Annotated in this window: 23 protein-coding genes and 2 pseudogenes; 19 read left to right on the forward strand and 6 right to left on the reverse strand. The window is 48.2% G+C overall.

The window, feature by feature from the left end:
* Positions 1-155: 155 nt before the first annotated feature.
* The 10 genes and pseudogenes from NDI34_RS05680 (at position 156) to NDI34_RS05725 (ending at position 9217) form a co-directional block, all read left to right on the forward strand.
* Positions 156-695: a DsbA family protein gene (locus tag NDI34_RS05680; protein WP_348232112.1), complete on the forward strand. Its 540-nt coding sequence runs from the start codon at positions 156-158 to the stop codon at positions 693-695.
* Positions 696-1041: 346 nt separating this feature from the next.
* Positions 1042-1299 carry a hypothetical protein gene (locus tag NDI34_RS05685; RefSeq protein ID WP_348232113.1) on the forward strand — a complete coding sequence of 86 codons (258 nt, stop codon included), beginning with the start codon at positions 1042-1044 and terminating at the stop codon, positions 1297-1299.
* Between the two features lie 36 nt (positions 1300-1335).
* Entirely contained in the window at positions 1336-1773 is a 438-nt protein-coding gene (locus tag NDI34_RS05690; protein ID WP_190428509.1) for a cupin domain-containing protein, read from the forward strand.
* Positions 1774-1897: 124 nt separating this feature from the next.
* On the forward strand, positions 1898-2647 hold the full coding sequence (locus tag NDI34_RS05695) for an SDR family oxidoreductase (RefSeq protein ID WP_348232163.1): 750 nt from the start codon (positions 1898-1900) through the stop codon (positions 2645-2647).
* Between the two features lie 48 nt (positions 2648-2695).
* Positions 2696-3085 (forward strand): DUF302 domain-containing protein, encoded by a 390-nt coding sequence (locus NDI34_RS05700; protein WP_190635011.1) that lies wholly within the window; start codon positions 2696-2698, stop codon positions 3083-3085.
* A gap of 74 nt (positions 3086-3159) precedes the next feature.
* Positions 3160-3810: an MOSC domain-containing protein gene (locus NDI34_RS05705; RefSeq protein WP_348232114.1), complete on the forward strand. Its 651-nt coding sequence runs from the start codon at positions 3160-3162 to the stop codon at positions 3808-3810.
* A gap of 275 nt (positions 3811-4085) precedes the next feature.
* A complete protein-coding gene (locus tag NDI34_RS05710; protein WP_348232115.1) occupies positions 4086-6398 on the forward strand; it encodes an alpha/beta fold hydrolase in 2313 nt (770 codons plus the stop codon).
* A gap of 165 nt (positions 6399-6563) precedes the next feature.
* The gene (locus NDI34_RS05715) at positions 6564-7559 is read left to right on the forward strand and encodes an alpha/beta hydrolase (protein ID WP_190424689.1); all 996 of its coding nucleotides are present in this window, start codon (positions 6564-6566) and stop codon (positions 7557-7559) included.
* A gap of 224 nt (positions 7560-7783) precedes the next feature.
* A pseudogene (locus tag NDI34_RS05720) lies at positions 7784-8173 on the forward strand (DUF6130 family protein).
* Between the two features lie 222 nt (positions 8174-8395).
* The gene (locus tag NDI34_RS05725) at positions 8396-9217 is read left to right on the forward strand and encodes an alpha/beta hydrolase (protein ID WP_348232116.1); all 822 of its coding nucleotides are present in this window, start codon (positions 8396-8398) and stop codon (positions 9215-9217) included.
* A gap of 442 nt (positions 9218-9659) precedes the next feature.
* On the opposite strand, the pseudogene NDI34_RS05730 reads toward NDI34_RS05725, so the two are convergent.
* A pseudogene (locus tag NDI34_RS05730) lies at positions 9660-10674 on the reverse strand (IS630 family transposase).
* 229 nt (positions 10675-10903) lie between these two features.
* Between NDI34_RS05730 and NDI34_RS05735 the strand changes: the two are divergent.
* From NDI34_RS05735 to NDI34_RS05755, 5 genes are all read left to right on the forward strand, one after another.
* Positions 10904-11281, forward strand: coding sequence for a hypothetical protein (locus NDI34_RS05735; protein ID WP_348232117.1), 378 nt, complete (start codon positions 10904-10906; stop codon positions 11279-11281).
* 91 nt (positions 11282-11372) lie between these two features.
* Entirely contained in the window at positions 11373-12020 is a 648-nt protein-coding gene (locus NDI34_RS05740; protein ID WP_348232118.1) for a cysteine hydrolase, read from the forward strand.
* A gap of 319 nt (positions 12021-12339) precedes the next feature.
* Entirely contained in the window at positions 12340-12576 is a 237-nt protein-coding gene (locus tag NDI34_RS05745) for a hypothetical protein (RefSeq protein ID WP_242037745.1), read from the forward strand.
* Positions 12522-13727 (forward strand): FAD-dependent oxidoreductase, encoded by a 1206-nt coding sequence (locus NDI34_RS05750; protein ID WP_348232119.1) that lies wholly within the window; start codon positions 12522-12524, stop codon positions 13725-13727. Before NDI34_RS05745 ends, NDI34_RS05750 begins: the two co-directional genes overlap by 55 nt.
* A gap of 54 nt (positions 13728-13781) precedes the next feature.
* A complete protein-coding gene (locus NDI34_RS05755) occupies positions 13782-13949 on the forward strand; it encodes a hypothetical protein (RefSeq protein WP_348232120.1) in 168 nt (55 codons plus the stop codon).
* A gap of 347 nt (positions 13950-14296) precedes the next feature.
* Here the strand turns inward: NDI34_RS05755 and NDI34_RS05760 are convergent, their stop codons facing one another.
* Positions 14297-14800, reverse strand: coding sequence for a hypothetical protein (locus NDI34_RS05760; RefSeq protein WP_348232121.1), 504 nt, complete (start codon positions 14798-14800; stop codon positions 14297-14299).
* Complete coding sequence (locus tag NDI34_RS05765) at positions 14797-15561, reverse strand: ParA family protein (protein WP_348232122.1); 765 nt, start codon at positions 15559-15561, stop codon at positions 14797-14799. Before NDI34_RS05765 ends, NDI34_RS05760 begins: the two co-directional genes overlap by 4 nt.
* A 237-nt stretch (positions 15562-15798) precedes the next feature.
* On the opposite strand from NDI34_RS05765, the gene NDI34_RS05770 reads away from it, so the two are divergent.
* From NDI34_RS05770 to NDI34_RS05785, 4 genes are all read left to right on the forward strand, one after another.
* Complete coding sequence (locus tag NDI34_RS05770; RefSeq protein WP_348232123.1) at positions 15799-16035, forward strand: CopG family transcriptional regulator; 237 nt, start codon at positions 15799-15801, stop codon at positions 16033-16035.
* A 32-nt stretch (positions 16036-16067) separates the two neighbouring features.
* Positions 16068-16211 (forward strand): hypothetical protein, encoded by a 144-nt coding sequence (locus NDI34_RS05775; RefSeq protein ID WP_348232167.1) that lies wholly within the window; start codon positions 16068-16070, stop codon positions 16209-16211.
* Positions 16172-16315: a hypothetical protein gene (locus tag NDI34_RS05780; protein ID WP_348232164.1), complete on the forward strand. Its 144-nt coding sequence runs from the start codon at positions 16172-16174 to the stop codon at positions 16313-16315. The genes NDI34_RS05775 and NDI34_RS05780 overlap by 40 nt, the downstream gene beginning before the upstream one ends.
* Positions 16316-16703: 388 nt before the next feature.
* The gene (locus tag NDI34_RS05785) at positions 16704-16883 is read left to right on the forward strand and encodes a hypothetical protein (RefSeq protein WP_348232124.1); all 180 of its coding nucleotides are present in this window, start codon (positions 16704-16706) and stop codon (positions 16881-16883) included.
* A gap of 146 nt (positions 16884-17029) precedes the next feature.
* Here NDI34_RS05785 and NDI34_RS05790 read toward each other — a convergent pair whose 3' ends face one another.
* The 3 genes from NDI34_RS05790 to NDI34_RS05800 form a co-directional block, all read right to left on the reverse strand.
* The gene (locus NDI34_RS05790) at positions 17030-17986 is read right to left on the reverse strand and encodes a tyrosine-type recombinase/integrase (RefSeq protein WP_348232125.1); all 957 of its coding nucleotides are present in this window, start codon (positions 17984-17986) and stop codon (positions 17030-17032) included.
* A gap of 357 nt (positions 17987-18343) precedes the next feature.
* Positions 18344-18631 (reverse strand): MSMEG_0570 family nitrogen starvation response protein, encoded by a 288-nt coding sequence (locus tag NDI34_RS05795; RefSeq protein WP_348232126.1) that lies wholly within the window; start codon positions 18629-18631, stop codon positions 18344-18346.
* Positions 18624-19835: an MSMEG_0565 family glycosyltransferase gene (locus NDI34_RS05800; protein ID WP_348232127.1), complete on the reverse strand. Its 1212-nt coding sequence runs from the start codon at positions 19833-19835 to the stop codon at positions 18624-18626. The genes NDI34_RS05795 and NDI34_RS05800 overlap by 8 nt, the downstream gene beginning before the upstream one ends.
* Positions 19836-19858: the final 23 nt, after the last annotated feature.

The following is a 19858-nucleotide window of genomic DNA, read 5'->3' on the forward strand; positions in this document are numbered from 1 at the left end:
CAACTGAAGTTTTTCTCAGCGACAAAATTGACTTAACTCTCTAAATTGAGAGTATGCAACAGATAACACAGAGGTATTGATTTACCCAATTTTGAAAGATGTTTTATAGCAATCATCTGTCTCTACCTGCTGCACTCCTTTCCTAAGAGGTGCCAATGAGTCTCGGTGATTATTATAATCGGTTGCTTGTGCCAATTTCTGAACAAGATCATATTCAGGGATTGGTGAGCGCTTCAGTGGCACTCGTTGAATATGGTGACTATCAATGTCTTATTTGTGGCGAAGCTCACCAATTAATCAAGGCGATCCAGCAACAGCTATACGACTTATGCTTTGTATTTCGCCACTTTCCACAGCCGCAAATACATCCTTATGCCCAACGTGCAGCCGAAGCGGCCCAAGCGGCAGCCGCCCAAGGTCAGTTTTGGCAAATGCATGACATTTTGTTCACCCATCAACAAGCGTTAGGAAACGATCATCTTGTGGAGTATGCCAATAATTTAGGACTTGATATCCCTCAATTTCTGCAAGATATATCAAGTAAAGTACATATCAATCGCATCAATCAAGATATCGAAAGTGGATTAAACAGTGGAGTAGCGGCTGCCCCAGCACTGTTTATTAATGAAATTCGCTATATCGGTCGCTGGAATATTGACCAGTTGATGGCAGCAATTATCACTGTAAGTAATTGATGTTCCTGGTTTTTAACCCTAAATAACGCCTCACTGAGGAGAGTTTTATGACATCCATTCTCTTGCTGGTTAAAGATAGTTTTGAGTGCTATTCAGTTTTTAACTTAAATTTATTTTTTGGGCAATTCAGATATATAGTCGCGCTTCAGAACGCTGAAATTGAACTTAATTTAAAACCTATCTTGGCAAACTTGCCTGGTCTAAATTAGCCGAACGTCAAAGAATAGGGATAGTTCATTCGGAATCAGGTGAAACACATTTCCACTGATCTTGCACGATCAAACACTACGAGACCCGCTCTAGCAATGTGTTCTAAACCGTGAAGTTTAGATAAGGAGACAAACTAATGAACTGTGATTGGCAATACCTTTACTCCACTGCTATCGATAATCCTGAAAAGTTGCAAAGCCTGCCGCAACACCTCAACAGCTCCAGTTTGAATCATGTATTTACCCATATTACACAAGAGGTTGCTCAGCGGCTTCAGTCATCTCAGGATTTTCCAGTTAATCGAGACAGCAATCCTGATGAGGCGATAGCGATTCAAGCGATCGCACACTTGCAGCGATTGACCCCTCTGACTAATAAGGCTATTAAACATTAACTTTATACCTATCCACAAGGAGAAAAGAGCAATCTTATGACACAATCTTTCTGGCTTTTGGGCAATCGTATCACCATCATTGCCGATCACACTACAACAGGTGGTCAGTACGATCTAATTGAGGGCTACAACCCTCCGGGTACACTAACGCCCCTCCATCGTCACACGCGCTATTCCGAACAACTCTACGTGCTGGAAGGGGAACTCACGGTCTGGGCAGGTGAGAACAAGGCTGTGCTAACCCCTGGCGAAAGCTTTCTGATTTCTCCTGGCACTCCTCACGTCGTTGGCGTGCTCAGCGATAAACCAGCGCGTGCATTAGTCGTTGCTGCACCCAGCGGTTTTGCTCGGTTGATTGCAGCAACCGGGACGGTAGATGAGACAGAACCAACAGACCTAGCGCTATTTGAACGCATTGCTGCTGAGATAGGTGACGAATTTCTGGGTGCGCCCGGAGATCTACCCCCCACATGAGGTGATGCGGAAAAACTTTTTAGCGCAGATCGTCAACATTAGGTTGCTCCTCATCGTTCTCGTGTTGAAAGCAACCCACTGCAAACTACTCTTTCACCCCTCTACAACCACAGGATTTATCATGATGAAAAAACTAGAAGGAAAAGTCGCTCTTGTCACCGGCGGTACCAGCGGCATCGGTCTTGCCACTGCCAAGCGCTTTGTCGCCGAAGGTGCCTATGTGTTCATTACGGGTCGTCGCCAAACTGAACTTGATGCCGCCGTCAAAGCGATCGGTGAAAACATCACGGGTGTTCAGAGCGATGCCTCCAAGATGGAAGACCTCGATCGCCTGTTCGCCACGATTGAGCAAAAGCAAGGACACCTCGATGTGATCTTCGCCAATGCTGGCGGTGGGGAACTCGTCCCATTTGGATCGATTACTGAAGAACACTTTGACAAAACGTTCAACACTAATGTCAAAGGTCTGCTATTCACCGTGCAGAAGGCACTGCCTCTGTTACCAGAGGGCGCTTCTATCATTCTGAACGCCTCGACTGCTTCTACCGTGGGCACTCCAGCCTTCAGCGTTTACAGCGCGACCAAAGCCGCCGTGCGCTCGTTTGCCCGTAATTGGACACTCGACCTCAAAGAGCGCCATATTCGAGTTAACGCCATTAGCCCTGGCGTGGTTCCGACTCCTGGTTACGATCACTTGGGGCTGAGTGATGAGCAGTTGCAGGAATTCATAGACAGTCAAGCCGTCACTATCCCACTGGGAAGAGTAGGCACGCCCGATGAGATTGCCAAAGCCGTTGTCTTTCTCGCTTCAGACGACAGCAGCTTTGTCAACGGCATTGAGTTATTTGTCGATGGCGGTATGGCACAGATTTAAAGTGCCCTAAAAATACCCATCACCAAAACCATAGAGGAGTTCGCTGCTATGAATGCAATTAACGGCATCATCAGTCAGCCCAGCCCATATTCAGTAACCGAAACCGTCGATCGCTTAGAAGCTATCCTTCAGGCAAAAGGCATCACCATTTTTGTCCGCATTGATCAACGAGCTGAAGCCAAAAAAGTTGGACTCAGCCTGCGTCCGACACAGTTATTGCTGTTTGGCAACCCTGAAGCCGGAACACCGCTCATGGTGGCAGAACCGACGATCGCTCTGGATTTACCCCTGAAAATACTGGCATGGGAAGCGGCTGACGGTAAGGTATGGCTGAGTTACAACGATCCTAATTACTTAAAGCAGCGGTTCTCTCTCTCCGATGAGTTGGTCAAAAACATCGCGGTCATTGCACCTTTAGTCAATCAAGCACTCCGATAAGCAACTCAGTCATTTTTTCGATATCCCATGTTGGCTGCCGTAATCGAATGGAATCCAAAACTTTGGAGCTAAAGATGAAACTCATCTGTGTCAACGTAGGACTTCCGCGTGAAGTGACCTGGAAAGGGAAAACAGTTACAACTGGAATTTTCAAAGAGCCAGTCAGCAAACGGGTGATGGTGCGATCGCTCAATTTAGACGGTGATAGGCAAGCCGATCTAAGCGTTCATGGAGGAGTAGACAAAGCAATCTATGTGTATCCCTTCGAGCATTATGATTACTGGCAAAGTGAATTGCCTGATACAGAGTTCCCGCCAGGTATCTTTGGCGAAAATTTCACGATCACTGGGCTGAAAGAAGAGGAAGTGAACATTGGCGATCGCTTTCACATCGGCACTGTAAAACTGATGGTGACACAACCTCGCCTACCCTGCTACAAACTTGGGATTCGGTTTGGACGACCGGATATGGTTAAACGATTTCTCGCGAGTCGTCGAACCGGATTTTACTTTCGTGTTTTGCAAGAGGGCGAAGTCGGAGCTGGAGACACTTTAGAGTTGGTGAGTCGAGATGACAACAACATCACTGTTGCTGATATCACTCAACTTTATGTTCGCCAGGAAGACAATCCAGAGTTACTTCACCGTGCTGCTCAACTGGAAGCTTTACCCGAAAGTTGGCGCGACTACTTCCAGGAGCAAGGTCGTCGTCAGGATGTGAGATAAATTAACCTGTCGTAAAACTTCACCAGTTGAAGAAGGTTCTCTCAGCATGGCTTCACGTCCATCAGCCACTACTTATAGGGCACTTTCCTGTAACGATTGAAATAACTGGATGGAGATAACCTGTAATTACTCTTTGAGTTAAGATTTAAACGCTTTAAAGCCGTCTCTAACTTGTCGCTTAACTCAGCAAACTTCAGTGTTCTGAATCAAATGAATATTGAACAATGAGAACAACAGAACACCTGTTTCTCATACTTCTACAACGCATATATTCCATGACCACATATCGCACAGTCTCAATCGATGGTTTAGATATTTTCTATCGTGAAGCGGGTTCTCGCGACAACCCAACGATTCTGCTGTTGCATGGCTTCCCGACTTCCTCTCACATGTTCCGCAATCTCATACCTGCACTTGCGGATTCCTTCCATCTGGTTACCCCTGATTACCCTGGCTTTGGCTATAGTTCCATGCCTACGGTGGATGAGTTTGATTACACATTCGATCGCCTTACCGAAGTAATGGCAGGCTTTATCGATGCGATCAGCTTGAAACGCTACAGTCTTTACTTGATGGACTATGGCGCTCCTATTGGCTATCGCCTTGCAACGCAGAATCCAGAGCGGGTAGAGTCGCTGATTGTGCAAAATGGCAATGCCTACGCGGAAGGGCTAGGTGATTTCTGGCAACCAATGCGAGCTTTTTGGCAGAACAAGACACCTGAGAATACCGAGCGGGTGCGTCAGGCTCTAGCTATCAAGGGCGCGAAATGGTATTACACCACTGGAGCGAGAAATTTAGAGTCCCTCAGTCCCGATACGTGGACTTTGGATGAAGCGCTTCTCGATCGCCCTGGTAACTCGGATATTCAACTGGCATTGAAGTACGACTATCAATCCAATTTGTTGCTGTATCTGCAATGGCAAGCCTACCTGCGTCAGTATCAACCCCCAACGTTAGTCGTGTGGGGCAAAAACGATCAGGGCTTTTTAGTCGAAGGAGCCTATGCCTACAAACGTGACTTGCAGAATCTTGAGTTTCATCTACTCGATACCGGACACTTTGCCCTGGAAGAAGATGGGGACGTGATCGCAGATCATATTCGCTGCTTTCTGACCACCCACGTTGTAGAGAACACCATGATCGACAGGACAACAACGACCGATCCCGATTTTGATGCCCGCGAGGCACTACGCCTGCTCGGTCCCGATCCCGAAAACTGGGTACCCGATCGCCCTGGCATCGATCACAATGTCACTATAATAGGTGGCAGCGGCAGCGGTAGCACCTTTGTATTTGCGCTACGCCGTGCTGGAATCGGTCGCGTGACGGAGATCGATGCAGCCGATGACGAGGCTCATGCAGGCGTATGGCTGACGCGAGCGCGGATGAAAACGCTCCGCACGCCGAAAAATCTGCCTGGTCCAGAACTAGGCATCCCAGAATTGTCCTTTCAAGCCTGGTACGAAGCTCGGCACGGTGCGGCAGCCTACGCGCAGATCGATCACATTGGGCGAGTGGCTTGGGCTGAGTACCTCAGTTGGTATCGGCAATTCCTCGGTATCCAGGTTCGTTACCGGACGAAGTTGGTGCGGATTGAGCCAGATGCAGGTTTCTTCCGCTTACACCTTGAGGTAGACGGTGTCCCGCAGGTAGAAACTACGCGCAAAATTATCTTCGCCAATGGCGTGGCTGGCACTGGTGGTCCATACATACCTCCAGTACTGGCTGACTTACCACGCACGCTGTACGCACATACCGCCGATGCCATCGATTTTGAAGCACTGCGCGGTAAGACTGTGGCAGTGCTGGGTGCAGCGGCTTCAGCTTTCGATGCAGCAGGAGTGGCGTTGGAATCGGGAGCTAAGGCAGTACACCTATTTGTACGGCGGTCAGAGCTTGCATCTCTGTCATTACTGCGGGTACGGGACTATCCTGGCGCTTATGACAATTATCCTCAACTACCCGATGCAGTTCGCTGGTTCCAGGCTTGGCGCTTTCATCAAGCAGGCACCGCGCCACCACCGAACTCGATTAAGCGAGCGATCGCCTTCCCGAACTTTCACATCCACCTATCTGCACCTTGGAAATCGGCACGGAAAATGGGTGATCGCATTGCTATCCAGGTGAACGATGATGTTTCCGAGTTTGATTTTGCGATCGCTGGCACTGGTTACTTCGTTGACCCAACAAAGCGTCCCGAACTAGCCGACTTTGCCCAGCATATTGCCCTCTGGCGCGATCGCTACGAGCCACCAGAAGACCTGCGCGACGACAATTTGGGGATGCACCCTTACCTCGGTAGCGCCCACGAATACCAAGAAAAAGTACCTGGCACTGCCCCTTATCTGAAAGACATTCACGTATTTAATCCTGCTGGTTTGGTCAGCTTCGGCTTGCCAGTTGGTGACATGCCTAGCATCCGCCGCGACGTACCTGCAATAGTATCGTGCATCAGTCACGACTTGTTCTTTGAGGACTGGGCGCATCATGAGGCACGTATCACAGGCGATATTGCCCCCGATTTTGAGAACTCGCTCTATGCTCCTGCGGTGTGGAAACAACCGAGCGGGGCAGCGACGCGCTAGGTTAACAACTTTTTCACCAGTAACAAATAGTTCTGGCTGGGAAACGATGTCATTAGAAAGTGATTGCCATTCCACAATCACTGCTCTTCAAGCAACACTGTTAAATCAATTCACTTAACAGTGTCATTTCAACAGATTGTTTACTACTTATCAAAGGAGAATGTCATGGTTGCTCAAGTAAACTCGCCAGCCGCAAAAATTTTGGAAGTTGCAGATGATCCACGTCTTTCCAAAGGGGTGAAGGAATTTTTGAACGTGCTGAATTCAGGAGGTGCGGCGCTGGAGACACTCACTCCACTCGAAGCACGTCAGGTTTTTGTTGATGCACAAGCTTCTGTTCCAGTAGACCTTTCTGGTATTGAGGAGTCTGAGAAGACGATTTCTGCTGATGGTTATTCGATTACACTCAATATTGTGCGACCTGAAGGTGTCAAAGGCACATTGCCTGTTTTCATCTTTATTCATGGCGGCGGTTGGGTGCTGGGTGATTATCCAACGCACAAGCGTATGGTGCGTGAGCTCGTTGTGCTTTCAGGGTTTGCGGGTGTCTTTGTTAACTACACTCGCACGCCAGATGCCCAGTATCCACAAGCGATTAATGAGATCTATGCCGCAACCAAATGGGTTGCTGAGCATGGTGAGGAGATTGGTGTGGATGGCAAAAATTTGGCAGTTGTCGGCAACAGTGTTGGCGGGAATATGACAACAGTAACTGCTTTGAAGGCGAAAGAAAACGGAGGACCACACATCAAGCTACAAATCATGATGTGGCCGATCGTCGATGCGGATTTTGAAACGGATTCTTATCAACAATTTGGCGAGAAACGTTTCCTGACCACATCTTTGATGAAGTGGATGTATGACCTCTATACGACTGACCCAGAAAAGCGCAAAGAAATTTATGCCTCTCCCCTACAGGCTACGGTTGAGCAACTGAAAGGATTGCCTCCGGCGTTAATTCAGGTTGGAGAAAGCGATATCTTGCGTGATGAAGGCGAAGCGTATGGACGCAAGCTGGATGAAGCCGGGGTAAAAGTGACAACCGTGCGTTACAACGGCATGATTCATGACTTCGGACTACTTAATGGTTTAGCCGAGGTTCCGGCAGTTCGTTCTCTTTTTGTCCAAGCAGCCGCTGAACTGAAGAAATATCTGCAATAGGAAACGATCGTTTCTTTTACCGCTAATTACAATCAATCCTCGTTCTTGTCGGTTTCAGAGATTACAGGCTTGAAACTACTCTGACTTATTCAATCCCCATTGTGTAAGTCAGAGATAGTTAATCTCTCGTCACGGCTGCAATTCACCCCTGCCTAATTCGGGCAAAGGATGAATCATCTCGAACATTGAACTTCATAAGGTCAATTCTCAAGTACCTGACAGCTATGGACAATCACATCCCAAGCGCCAAGGATATTGTCGGTCCATCCCCATTGATCGCGATTGAAAACGAAGCACCAGCGAAGCTGATTGTTGATCCACCACTTCCCGAACCGCTGTCACAGGGTCGCGTCTTTATCCAGTATCGAACCGAGAACTTGCGGATGTTGCCGGTGTTCGGTAAAGGTGCCCTTGATGTATCGCCACGCCTTGGTCATGTCCACATCACTGTTGACGACGCATCCTAGCACTTTGTTGACACCAGCGGCGAAACATTGATCCTGGTCGGACTGGAACCTGGTCCACACAAGGTGCTGATTGAACTAGCCGACCCTACACACAAAGTAATCACCAGCGAAACAGTGACGTTCACAATGCCCGATCTTAAGCGATGAGTCAGGTCTGTGAAATCAGGACTTACGCACTAACGCCACATATAGTAGGGACGCATAGCTGTACGCCCCTACTGATGGCGCTTTAAAGCTCAATTTGCGTAAGTCCTATGAAATGATGCGATTAACACTTCGCAGCGCTTCGTTATCGCAACCCACATCCGTCAATTTCTCACATCACGGTTGCAGCCTATACAACGAAATGAATTCAAAGGAAGTCACAACATGAATATGCTCACCTTCAGGAACGGCATTCGCCTGCTTCTGATTGTCATTCTCTTTTTAGGAACCATTACAATCACTTCTCTGGGAGCCATCATGAATACTGCCAGCGCACAAGCCAATAAGCCTACGATCGTGTTCGTCCACGGCGCATTCGCCGAGTCTTCCAGTTGGAACGGGGTATTGACCAAACTGATCACAAAAGGTTACCCGACGGTTGCTGTGGCTAATCCCCTACGTGGCGTCAAAAGCGATGCAGACTATGTTGCTAGCGTCCTTAAAGACATCAACGGTCTCATCGTGCTGGTTGCACATTCCTACGGAGGTTCGGTAACGACCAATGCGGTTAATGGTAACAACAATGTGAAAGCACTGGTCTACGTTGCTGGCTTTGCTCCTGAGGAAGGCGAGACTGCCGCCGAACTCTCAGGACGTTATCCGGGCAGCACGCTCACGCCGACCCTCGCGCCGCCGGTTGTCCTGCCCGATGGTGGCAAAGACCTGTATATTCAGCAGAGCAAGTTCCACGCCCAATTTGCTGCTGATGTGCCCGCTAACGACGCGCAACTGATGGCTAGTACCCAGCGTCCGATTATGGAAGCCGCGTTTAATGAAGCCTCCGGGGCGCCTGCATGGAAATCTATCCCGTCCTGGTTCATTTATGGCGATCGCGACTTGAACATTCCGGCGGCGGTACATTCTTTCATGGCGAAGCGGGCCAACTCAAAGGAAACCGTTGTTGTAAATGGCGCGTCCCATGTCGTGATGGTTTCCCATCCAGACGCCGTTGCCGAGATCATCGAACACGCTGCAACCGCGCAATAGAGAAGTGTGAACGCATCGCGGATACATCGGAATCCCTGTGCTCTGCTGGTGACAGGCGGAAGCAAAGACATGGGCAAAGGCTGAGTACAGAACAAAACTTGCAAATGCTGACAAGGAAAGGGGTTCATGAGAATTACCACATTCCCCTCTTCTGAAAAAGTGTATCTTTCAATAACCGAAACCTGACCTTTTCAGCGAATTGGGCTAATCCGGGGAAGATGAACCACAGTGACTTCCCAGCGAACACTGAATACTAATTTTATTTAAGACCATCGCAACGGATTAAAGCTGTGTACTACTTCACGACGATTTAAAGCTAGGCACCGAAATATACGAATACGGAAAAACGTTTCCGTTAAGCTGCTGCTGTTTAACACGACGGATGGTAAGTAGCTAGGTGCAATTAAATATAAAACGCTCCAGTGTATATGCACCGGCTTCGCTACGAGCTTTCATCCCATCTATTACAGCCATCGCTCTCATCGTACTCGTTATCAAACATCTGTCCGGCAATTTCATGACTTTTCAGTTGATGCCATTGTGTTTCAATCGGATTCATTTCTGAACAATAGGGAGGTAAAAAGAAAACGAATAGCCTTTGCTCCTGCCAACGTGACCACTGTTGACGCACCAACAAACTGGTATGCTCTTAGCCATTATCCTGCACGACTACGGTGAGACGACCCCTTTGTGCGAGGGTTTGGGCAGCTTTGAGTGCCATCCAATCCATCACTTTAATGTAGGTCTGGCTCTTGAATCCGCCTTGCACCAGGGCATACTCGAACCGTTCTCCCGGTTGCCACAAACCCAAAATGCTAATCCGGTTACCATAACGCTTGAGGGTTTGTTCTATCCGCTTCTGCTGCCCAACCGGGCTATAGCTGTAGCTGACCGGGCTCCAGAGGCAAAATCCCGCTTCATCGAGATACTTGAGTTCAATATGCCCCTCCTGCGCGGCTAGTTTTAAGGTATCTAAGTCTGCCTGCTTGAGTGCCTTTTTCACCGGGTCTTGTTTACACCGGTGGCTAGGTCGGGTGCGTTTCCAGCGATAGTTTTTTTTTAAGCAGTCGTCTGATGCGATCGCTACTCAAATCCACTAACCGCTCTTGTTTGAGCTTCTTGGCTAATTGCATACTGTTGTAGGTTCGGGGTTCGTTCTCTAAACACTCTGTCAGATAGTCCAGGTCTGAAGCTTGCCACTTGGGCTTTGCACCTCGGCCCGGTGCTTCCCACAATCCTCCTAATCCCCTTTCTTCCCATCTTCGCAGGGTCGCTCTGACCGTATGAGCATGGCACTCGAAGACCTCCGCAATTGCTGGCACATTCCATCCCTGAGCATTCAAGCGCAGCATATGTGCTCGGTCACGGATTCGTTGGGGAAGGCTCTGAGCAAGTCGTAGTTCACTTAAGGTACGGTCTTCTTCCGGGGTCAGAATGATGCGTAAAGGGGCAGGCATGACAGGCTAATGACGCAGATTTACTATCTTATAATTAATTCCACCTACCTACTTATAGAGGGAATTATCTCAGAAGGTAAAGCCATAATCGCTTACTCTATCGCTGACAATGCTCAACATTAATTTGAGTTTGAGTAAAGGCACCTTTCTCCTCAATTCGGAATTAATGTTGAAGCAATTCAATATGAACGATTTCAGTCTAATTAGTTTTACAACACTCTGGAGAACCATGAAAACACTACTGAAAATATCCGCGTTACTCCTGGCTCTGCCAATCAGTGTCTTAGCTAATTTTTCCTTAAGAGTGTCTGCTGATTCTACTGCTGGCATCATCCTGAGTACGAAATGCCGGGGTGGCTACAACATTAATATTTGGCAGAATCATACTTCTGGTAAACTGCTCTATCGCGCGACCAGTCCCAACGGTAATTTAAGCTTAGACGGAGGAACTAGCCAAGCGACAGAAGGTGTTCGAGTCTATAAATTCCGGAATGGAAATTATCAATATTGGGTGTGGGATGGCACGTTAGATAACCCGCAGTCTGGAACTTTAGAGGTGTATAAAAACAACCGTATCTTGATGCAGCGAACTTGTAGGAAAAATTAAATCCTCTAGCGCGTGTTAAGCACTTTTTTAAAACCTAGTTCGTTAGTGCCAGAACAAAGATAACCGTGAACATCAACAAGCGAAGAGAGACATGAACATCAACAAGAATGACACCGCAGTAGTTGTTATCGATCCGCAAAACGATGTCTTGAGCGAAACAGGGGTTTCCTGGGACTTGGTGGGTAACAGTGTCAAGGATAACAAGACCGTCGAGAACATTGAGCGCATCTTCAAAGCCGCGAAGCAGAATGAATTTGAGGTTTTCATCTCTCCCCACTATTACTACCCCACCGACTATGCCTGGAAATTTGCCGGAACCGTGGAGCAAATGATGCTTAAATCTAGGGAGTTTGATCGCAGGGGTGCGTTGAGCCTCGACGGATTCTTGGGTTCGGGTGCTGACTGGCTTGAGCGCTACAAGCCATTCATTGAGGATGGCAAGACAATCGTGGTCAGTCCCCACAAAGCTTACGGACCGCAGAGCAATGACCTCGTTTTACAACTGCGTAAGCGCAACATCAGCAAAGTCATTCTGCTCGGAATGCTGGCAAATATTTGTGTTGAAGCTCACCTACGCGACTTGATCGAACAGGGATTTGAGGTGCTTGTCATCAAAGACGCAACGGCTGCCCCTCAACATCCGGAACTGGGCGACGGCTACAAGACCGCACTGATTAATTTCGGGTATATCGCCAACGCAGTTCTGTCTACGGACGAGATTGTAGCAGCAATGGTATAACGCCTATCAACGATGCTAATTGCAGAGGCAGTTGCACTTACAGCTCAGAAAAATCCAAGTGGGAATGGTGTTTGTCTAATTGGTTTTACCACATATCCAGCAGGCAATCGGTTACCAATCCCACCAGTTTTCAAGTTAATCATGCAGGCGACAAAAGCCATTTTAGAGATTTCAACAATCCAGCAGGAATCATGAATACACAGGTGATCGCAATGACAGTTTTTACATGGAAAAAAGTTCAAAGATTTTTGCTGTTAGCTCTGCTGTGAAGTAATCCCAATCGCCGAATGAAGTAACGTCAAACGCAAAGGAGATGGAAATGGATACCCAATACTACGACGACATTATTATCGGCGGCGGTAAAGCCGGTAAAACACTGGCACCAGCGCTGGTTGCGGACGGACGCCAAACCGCTCTGGTGGAACGTAGTTTAAACATGATTGGTGGCTCGTGCCCTAATATTGCCTGCATTCCAGCAAAACGATGGTGGCAAGTGCAGAGGTGGCAAATACTGTGCTTCACAGTGCTGCCTACGGCATCAAGACGACACCGCTAACGGTTGATATGGCGGCAGTAATTGGGCGCAAACGCTCGGTCGTGCAGTCCCTGCGACCAATCAATCTCAACAAGTTGCACACCGCTTTGGGGGACGATCTGATCATTGGCACCGCTCGCTTTGTGGCACCTAAAACGATTGAAGTGGCAACAGATGAGGGTACTACTCGGTTACTCACCGCAGAACGATTGTTTATCAATACAGGCACGCGACCGTTGATTCCATCCGTGCCGGGACTCAAAGAATCTGGGTTTTTGACCAGTGAGTCGATCATGGAGCTAGAACAGTTGCCTGAGCACCTGATCATTCTCGGTAGTGGCTACATTGGGTTGGAGTTTGCCCAAATGTTCCAGCGCTTTGGCTGTCGCGTCACTGTCATTGGGCAGAGTGAACAAATCCTGTCACAGCAAGACCCAGATATTGCGATCGCGGTGCAAACACTACTAGAACGAGACGGCATTGAATTCTTGCTGAAGGCGAAGGTGTTAAGGGTCGAGCGCTCTGGCAATGCAACTAAACTTCTTCTTCAAGTCGCCAAGCGGGAAATGGAACTTCAAGGTTCGCATTTGCTCGTTGCCATCGGTCGTACACCAAACTCCGACAGCTTAAATCTAGCTGCTACTGGTGTAGCAACCGATGCACGCGGATTTATTCCAGTCAACGATCGCCTGGAAACGAACATACCGAATATCTGGACGTTAGGCGATATCAATGGGGGGCCGCAATATACCCATGTGGCGCTGGACGATTATCGGATTGTCAAAGCGAATCTGATTGATGACGGCAACCGCAGTACACGCGATCGCTTAGTTCCCTCCTGTCTGTTCATCGACCCAGAACTGGCTCATGTGGGTCTGACCGAAACCGAAGCACGGCAACAAGGGTATGCCATCCGAGTGGCGAAGCTGGATGCCTCAAACATTATGCGAGGAGTAACAGAGGGTCAAACCGATGGGCTGATGAAGGCGATCGTGGATACCGAGACGGGTCGTATTCTCGGTTGTTCACTCTTGTGTCATGAAGCGGGTGAAGTGATTTCGACGGTGCAAATGGTGATGCAAGCTCAGATGCCTTACACCGTTCTGCGTGATGGAGTGTTGACTCATCCCACGATGACTGAAGGGTTAAATATGCTGTTTTCAAAGGTGTAAGAAGACAGTAAGTGCAGACACCTCACAATTCTTTACACTCAAATGAGGCTGCTAATGACAACCATCCAAATTAACCCCAACGAGTTGTCCGACAAGAGAGTGCTGGTTACAGGCGAGACTAAAGGCATGGGCAAAGCGATTCTCCAAGGGAGAGGCTACACCAACGTCAAACGTCTGAGGCAAGCTGGTGTAACAGTCATCAAAACCGCCCGCTCAAAGTAATCATGAACTTCAATCGCCGGATTTATTTATTCAGTGTGACATCAGCACGCCTGATGGAGTGGAAAAAGTCGTCAAGGAAGTGTTTGCTTGTCTCGGCGGCGTGGAATCCTTATCAATCATGTTGGCGGTTCTTCGGCACCTAGCCGGTGGTGCACTTGCCCTAAGTGATGATGATTGGCAGCAGACATTCAATGCTAATTTTTTCACCGCTGTCCGCTTATAGCGGGCGTTTCTGCCCCAGATGCTAGAACAAGGTCGGGTGTCATCATCCATATTTCGTGTATCCAGCGCACCCTCCTGCTATATCGCTCATCTTGCACTACTTCTATGTATGTAGCAAAGCCGCTCTACTCTCGCATCTGTTGTCTTTTTATCAACACTTTTATCAATTCGGAGCGGTTAAAATTAGCTTGTTCTAACATCTGCGAGATCGCTTCTTCCACAATTACTTCCTTGTAGGGAGCATTAGCTTTTCCTAGTTCTAGCTGGAGCATCAAATGCAGTTGGTCTAGCTGATGCAATACCGTTTCACCAATCTGAAATGTAGACTTACGCAGTTTTGGCTTTTCAACAGATGGGAAGGCTGGGGTTTCAAAAGGCTGACTGGCTGGCTTTCTCTCGACTGAGGAGGTTTGGAGTTTAGCTTGCTGACTGGTTGCTAGGTCAGACAGTTGACTTGTTAGGTTGTTATCTTCCTGACTTCCTAACACGTTAGCTTGCTGATTGCTTTGCTTGTTGTCTGACAAGCTCCTGGCTGACTGGCTAATCTGCTCAAACCCAGCTAGAACCTTGTCAGTAGAAGAAAGCGGGTCGTTCTCATCAGTTAATCGGGCACGTCGTTTTACCATCATTCTTGACTCCGGTGAGGCGATGCAGTTATTACCTTGGCGATCGCCTGATAAGGCTGCACCAGTTTTGCTTCCTTGGCATAAAGATGAATCGGTTCCCCTGCCAGGTTCGACTCAGAAAACTTAATTGACTTAGGCACCGGCTCAAAAATTACAGTGTCTTTTAACCGCTTTTTTAGAGAAGCTAAGACATCCTGGGTCATGATGGTGTTCATCTCTGCCATCGTCGGTAGAACCCCTAATATCTGTAAATTTGGGTTGAGTCGCCTCTGGACGCTCTGAATTGTTTCTAGAAGAGCCGCTAATCCTTTGAGGGCGAAAAACTGACACTGCACTGGAATTAGCACTGTATCAGCCGCGGCTAAAGCATTAACGGTCAATATTCCCAGAGAAGGCGGGCAATCAATCAAGATGTGGGGAAATTGGTCAATAATCGGCTCTAGGCGCTCTTTGAGGATATAGAAGTTGCCTACTTTAGTGAGGATTTCTGTTTCTCCCTTAGCAAGCGTTATATCAGATGGAAGTAAACTCAGACCGCTTTTGGTTAGAACAACCGCATCGCAGACATCCACCTGCTCCGTAATTATGTCATAGCAGCTGAGTTGGTCGTCGGCTACTTCCACTCCTAAACCTGTCGTCAGATTTCCTTGGGGGTCAAGATCAACGGCTAAACTGGCACCCTGTTGAACCAGTAGCCCTCCCAAAGAGATAACAGAGGTGGTTTTGCCCACACCTCCTTTTTGGTTGGCGATTGCAACGATCATTCAGTAGATAGTTGATATATAACTTCTCAGCTTACTGGCAAGTTATCAATATGGCAAGTCAGGTTTACAGCCAGTTAACTTCTTAACTTGTTAACCAGTCAACAAGTTAACTGGCTGACTGGTTAGTAACAGGCGAGCGAGTCAAGGTTATGCGGCTTTTGGGTATAGACGACACTTGCGATCCGCTGTAATACAGCGCATTCGGGAAGGAGACGTTGCCACTTCAACGAGTCAATTATGAGCAAAGAAACCATCAGCTTTCGCTTGGATGCCGAGAAAAAAATCGCTCTGGATGAGATGGCCTCGGGTATAGAGCGAGATCGCACCTTTGTTATCAACCAGGCAATTGATGCTTATCTGGAAGTCCATTCCTGGCAGCTAGACCATATTAAAGAAGGTCTGCGGCAAGCGGATGCTGGCGAGTTCGCTAGGGGCGAAGAAGTAGCTGCTGCCTTTGCTAAATGGCGCAAGTAACTATCACCTAGACCCGCCTTGTTGTTGCCGATTTGAACCAGGCTTATGACTACATCGCGGCTAGCAATCCGGATACTGCTGCCGGGAGCGTCGAGCGGATTGAAAAGGCGGTAATGCGTTGCGCCTTCATCCCGCCTTGGGTAGACCCAGACGAGTTCCTGGAACCAGAGAGTTAGTCGTCACTCGCACGCCATTTATTGTGTCGTATCGGGTCATCGGAGATCGCGTTGAAATTTTAGCGGCTATCCATGTAGCGAGGCGCTGGTCTGATAGTTTTTAGAGTTGAGGTGGTAATAATTGAATAAAGAAGCTATTCGCGAGGAATGATAGCTCAAGATAGCAAAAATCAATTCAGAACCAATGGCATTGAGATCGTCCATTCCATAAATTTTGAACCGGCTCATGTTATCCGCCCCAAAATTGTGATTCATTTTAGCGACTATGTTATTCAGCTTTCCGGCTAGAGCTGAGAATACTATCTATACTCCCCAGCGGGGGCAACTCGGAAAGCTTTGGCCGAGAATACCGCTCTTGTGTCACTTTCGGGAAATTCGACGAATTTACGTTGTTTCAGCCCACGAAAAATCAAGGTTTCATCCCAGTTTGACAGAAGAGCGATACTGTCTATACTCCACAGCCTGGTAGCTCTGAGCGCAAACAGATTCTAGATGCCTTGCACCGACCAGTGGCAGCTTCCGCTAAATCAAAGCGGCTGGATTCAAAGTGGAGTGCCTAAAAGTGCCAGAGAGTTGGGCATTCAGGCAAGGGATTCCACAGATGCCTTGCAGCAAACCAATCAACTACAGAGGAACTTCTTATCAGATAGCTATCGAAGCCGGGGCATTTGATAATGGGATCTGCGCCCTGTTGCATAAACAGAATCGTCGATGGCGTACAGTAGCATTTGTCATCGGGACGACTAATATCCCCTATGAAGGATGGACTACAAATTTGGTACTCCCTCCGAGATTTTCAGATAGATGCTCTCGCATTCTCACCCCCGCCGAGTATAGCGAATCTCCAACCGCTCCACAGCTTTACGCTTCGTTTCTTCCCCGCGTCGGTCATACTTGGCAGTAGTCACGGGCGACGCATGACCAGCTAATTTCTGCACCGTGACAATATCAGTGCCAGCATCCAGCAAATCTGAGCAGAACGTTCTGCGGAAGTCGTGGGGAGAAAACGACGCTACCCCCGCTTCAGTAGCGCGTTTTTGCACAATCAGCAGCACAGCTTGGGGAGTCATCCGCCGCCGTTCCACCCGTCCGCCTTTCCTGATAGGACACAAAAGCGGACCTGGTAATTTACCTCTGACAACAAGCCAATCTTCCACCAGAGCGCTCGCTACACTCGGCAGATACACCGTGCGGTCTTTTCCGCCCTTACCATCGCGCACTTCCATCTGACCGCTACTGGCGTTAAAGTCCCTTAACTCCAGATTCACCGCTTCAGCCCGACGCAATCCAGCGCCCCTCAAAATAGCGATGAGCGCCGCATCTCTAGCACCAACTGAAGTTGAGTCATCCATGCAAACACTCAGGAGTGCTGCAATTTCATCCTGACTCAGTGCCCTGCCTCTGAGTCCTTTTTTAACCCCGACGCTCGGAAAATCCACCGCATGAGCATAATCAGTCGCATCCATCAAATCCAATCTCAGCGCTTCTTTGAGCACTCTTCTCAACGCACACAGCATCTTATTCGCTGTCGCCGGGGCGTATCGTTTCATCAGCGCCGTGCGGATAGCCGCAGTATTCTGATAACGCAGCGCTGCCCAATTCAGTGTCATCGCATCGCACTGATTGTTCGTCAGGAGTTGGGCGATCGCATCGAGTGATTGCTGCATTGTCGGTCTGGAACCATCCGCCAGCCCATCCAAATATACCGCCGCCGGGTGTTGAGTCAGTGGCAGCGGTGTTGTCAGCACCAAAGTTTTCGCGGCTAGGCGACTCATTTACTTATCAGAACTACTCTTCTAGAAAACTATTTTCTCACCTTTGTTATCCCAAGCGAACTAAAGAAAGGGGAGCGACCGCACTCTTATACTATCGCCTACAACTCAGATACACGTTTGTTGCAAGGGAAGTGCTAACCCGTTGAAAATTTTCAAAAATCTATTTGCTCATCGTCGCGTTCGGGTGTTAGCGATCACGTTGGTCTTGTTTGGGTTAGTTGGATGTTCAGGCCCTCAGTCACCACCTTAGGCACCATCACAAAGACCAGTACAGCAGCCCACAAAAGGAGCTAGTACACCCAAGACTAGGCAGCCAGAAACCGATACTGGAAAGGGTTTGAGAGTTTTTGGAAATGTCTATTCGATAAACTGAATGAATCGCACTTTGGGTTGCAATAAATGGCTGTACTGAGCGGACTTGATTTCGAGTTCTTGCAGTTGCCCTAAAGCTAGACCACAAGGTCTGCCATACTTTGCCTGAACGCGATCACTAGCAATCTTGAGTGATGTACGTGATCGCTCAACAAAGTCATCCAGCTCATACTCATCATTGGGTGTGAAATAGTCTTTGACGACTAAAGAAGGGGAATAGCAGGTTTCCTGGGAACCATCGGGCCATTGAATTTGAAAGCGGATTTCAGGCATAGGATGTTAGAAGTTGCTGGTAGTGGTGCAGGTGCATATTGGCAGAGGCTTCCCAGGTGTAACTAGCTAGAACAGATTGACTTTGCTGCACCAGGGAGATGGAACGATCTGGCTGAACGATTGAGCGCATGGCTTGAGCGATCGCGTCTGGTGAATTAGGGTCAACCAGAAGGGCTTGGGTTTGTGAAAGAAATTCGGTAAACGGAGGTTGGTTGGACGTAATGGCTGGGAGACCAGATGCGATCGCCTCCAATACTACCAATCCCCAACCTTCTTTTACAGAGGGAAATACAAAAGCATCTGCAATCCTGTATAAAGCAGGCAACTCTGAATCGGGAATCACTCCTGGCAACAGTAGAGAACGACCAATTTCTATTTGCAATTGGTGAGCGAGGGCAAAGAATTCATCCCGGTAAGATTGGTAGTCAAACAGTGTCGCTCCACCAGCGATGACTAACTGAGCGTTAGGGTACTCCTTCAATACTTGCCCGAATGCTTGTAGTAATCGGATGGAGTTCTTGCGAGGCTCAATTCCACCAACTGTTAAATAGATGGGAGAACCATTCAATTTCCATCGGTCTTTGAGTGCATATTCTAAGCCGCTAAGGATGGGTGAGAATCGCCACAAATTAACACCATTAATCACCCGTGGAGCATGGATTTGGTAGTGCTGCTGAAGTTCTGCCTGCCAGCGATCACTAACACACAAGCAGAGATTCGCTTCACGAATCGATCGCTCCTGGCACTGCTGAAGATACGAGCTGCTGTAGTCTTCAATGTGGTGGACTGTCCGCACAAAATGAGGAATTCGTTCCTCTTGCCTCAGAATGGCTAAAGCATTGGCGCTGATGCAGTCTTGAGCGTGATAGCAATCATAAATTGGATTGGATTGTTTTAGATACTCTACAAATTCTTGAATGCGTTGCTGAATGAGTGCATCAATTTCAGCCGGAGCTGGGTGAGCGGGAATAGCTTCGTAGTCGCAAGATAGAGGATATTCAAATCCTTTCCCATCTTTGTCTAATGCATAGATGCAAACCTGATGTCCCAAACGATGCAATGCTTCAGCAAGCTCCAGCGTATGAATGACGCTTCCTCTAGGCTTAGTGGAATAGGTGAATAACGCAATTTTCAAGTTGGCTGGCTGTGAAGCTTGAAGTAAGCCTCGATTGCTCTTAGAAGTAACGAATGAGGATTGGCTCATTTCATTGAGTCATATAAATTAGC

This window comes from Trichocoleus sp. DQ-U1, assembly GCF_039961925.1.
Lineage (GTDB): Bacteria > Cyanobacteriota > Cyanobacteriia > Cyanobacteriales > FACHB-T130 > FACHB-T130.

What these genes read in the sequence shown, in the direction of transcription:
- NDI34_RS05680 (WP_348232112.1), top strand. Translation starts at nt 156, where the DNA reads ATGAGTCTCGGTGATTATTATAATCGGTTGCTTGTGCCAATTTCTGAA.
- NDI34_RS05685 (WP_348232113.1), top strand. Translation starts at nt 1,042, where the DNA reads ATGAACTGTGATTGGCAATACCTTTACTCCACTGCTATCGATAATCCT.
- NDI34_RS05690 (WP_190428509.1), top strand. Translation starts at nt 1,336, where the DNA reads ATGACACAATCTTTCTGGCTTTTGGGCAATCGTATCACCATCATTGCC.
- NDI34_RS05695 (WP_348232163.1), top strand. Translation starts at nt 1,898, where the DNA reads ATGAAAAAACTAGAAGGAAAAGTCGCTCTTGTCACCGGCGGTACCAGC.
- NDI34_RS05700 (WP_190635011.1), top strand. Translation starts at nt 2,696, where the DNA reads ATGAATGCAATTAACGGCATCATCAGTCAGCCCAGCCCATATTCAGTA.
- NDI34_RS05705 (WP_348232114.1), top strand. Translation starts at nt 3,160, where the DNA reads ATGAAACTCATCTGTGTCAACGTAGGACTTCCGCGTGAAGTGACCTGG.
- NDI34_RS05710 (WP_348232115.1), top strand. Translation starts at nt 4,086, where the DNA reads ATGACCACATATCGCACAGTCTCAATCGATGGTTTAGATATTTTCTAT.
- NDI34_RS05715 (WP_190424689.1), top strand. Translation starts at nt 6,564, where the DNA reads ATGGTTGCTCAAGTAAACTCGCCAGCCGCAAAAATTTTGGAAGTTGCA.
- NDI34_RS05725 (WP_348232116.1), top strand. Translation starts at nt 8,396, where the DNA reads ATGAATATGCTCACCTTCAGGAACGGCATTCGCCTGCTTCTGATTGTC.
- NDI34_RS05735 (WP_348232117.1), top strand. Translation starts at nt 10,904, where the DNA reads ATGAAAACACTACTGAAAATATCCGCGTTACTCCTGGCTCTGCCAATC.
- NDI34_RS05740 (WP_348232118.1), top strand. Translation starts at nt 11,373, where the DNA reads ATGAACATCAACAAGAATGACACCGCAGTAGTTGTTATCGATCCGCAA.
- NDI34_RS05745 (WP_242037745.1), top strand. Translation starts at nt 12,340, where the DNA reads ATGGATACCCAATACTACGACGACATTATTATCGGCGGCGGTAAAGCC.
- NDI34_RS05755 (WP_348232120.1), top strand. Translation starts at nt 13,782, where the DNA reads ATGACAACCATCCAAATTAACCCCAACGAGTTGTCCGACAAGAGAGTG.
- NDI34_RS05760 (WP_348232121.1), bottom strand. Translation starts at nt 14,800, where the DNA reads ATGATGGTAAAACGACGTGCCCGATTAACTGATGAGAACGACCCGCTT.
- NDI34_RS05765 (WP_348232122.1), bottom strand. Translation starts at nt 15,561, where the DNA reads ATGATCGTTGCAATCGCCAACCAAAAAGGAGGTGTGGGCAAAACCACC.
- NDI34_RS05770 (WP_348232123.1), top strand. Translation starts at nt 15,799, where the DNA reads ATGAGCAAAGAAACCATCAGCTTTCGCTTGGATGCCGAGAAAAAAATC.
- NDI34_RS05785 (WP_348232124.1), top strand. Translation starts at nt 16,704, where the DNA reads ATGCCTTGCACCGACCAGTGGCAGCTTCCGCTAAATCAAAGCGGCTGG.
- NDI34_RS05790 (WP_348232125.1), bottom strand. Translation starts at nt 17,986, where the DNA reads ATGAGTCGCCTAGCCGCGAAAACTTTGGTGCTGACAACACCGCTGCCA.
- NDI34_RS05795 (WP_348232126.1), bottom strand. Translation starts at nt 18,631, where the DNA reads ATGCCTGAAATCCGCTTTCAAATTCAATGGCCCGATGGTTCCCAGGAA.
- NDI34_RS05800 (WP_348232127.1), bottom strand. Translation starts at nt 19,835, where the DNA reads ATGAGCCAATCCTCATTCGTTACTTCTAAGAGCAATCGAGGCTTACTT.